Consider the following 786-nt stretch of genomic DNA (forward strand, 5'->3'; position numbering starts at 1 on the left):
GGGCTTTCGAACGCGCTGATGCTGGGGCCGGTCCTGCGGTTCAACATGAAGGCGGCGGCACCGCTTTATGCGGAGCTAGCTGACGTGCTGCTTGGGCCATCAGATGAAGGGGTTCAGGCGCGATCGGTGGCATTCGTCGATCACATGCAGTCGTTGATGGACCGCTCCGACGCGCCGCGCCGTCTGCGCGACGTCGGCGTGACGGAAGACAGCCTGCCGATGCTGGCCGCAGATGCCATGAAGCAGACGCGCCTTCTGGGCAACAATCCGGTGCCGGTGACCGAAGCCTGCGCGCTTGCGCTTTACACCGAGGCGTTCTGACAGCTTCGACCGCCCCAAGGGGCGGTCGTCATGGGGACGCCGCAAGGCGTGAGGGATGGGCCAGAACAGGCCCGATGGGGAGATAGAAATGACCACACACCGCGAAGACGGTGCCGAGCAGCCATTCTGGCCTGCCGGACCTTTCAAGATACGCCTGCCGTTCGTGCATTACCGCTTCGAATGGCCGGATTACTTCCAGGGCCTGCTGATGTGTGCCGTGGATCTGGCAGCGATTCCACTAATGGTGGAACTTCTGGGCATGCCGTTCGAGGTTGCGCTGGCCGTCGTGATACTGAACGGCATCCTTTATCTGGCACACCATCTGCTGGGTGATCCGGTGGTTCCGGGCTGGATCACGCCGGCGATTCCGCTTCTGATGGCCTATTGCGCCGCTTTCCCGGAGGGGCCGGAGCGGGTGCACGCGCTGATCGCGTTCCAGATGATGCTGGGGCTTTTCTCCATCGC

General features: G+C 63.0%; 1 protein-coding gene and 1 pseudogene. Both read left to right on the forward strand.

All coding sequences use genetic code 11. The features are described from left to right. Nucleotides 1-321 (forward strand): annotated as a pseudogene (locus ACSHZY_RS18885) (iron-containing alcohol dehydrogenase); the annotation flags it as partial. 88 nt (nucleotides 322-409) lie between these two features. Then, nucleotides 410-786: hypothetical protein (locus tag ACSHZY_RS18890; RefSeq protein ID WP_435171767.1), on the forward strand; the 377-nt coding region annotated here is incomplete at its 3' end.

The sequence above is a fragment of the Falsirhodobacter sp. 1013 genome, from assembly GCF_051195255.1.
In the GTDB taxonomy this organism is placed as follows: domain Bacteria; phylum Pseudomonadota; class Alphaproteobacteria; order Rhodobacterales; family Rhodobacteraceae; genus Falsirhodobacter.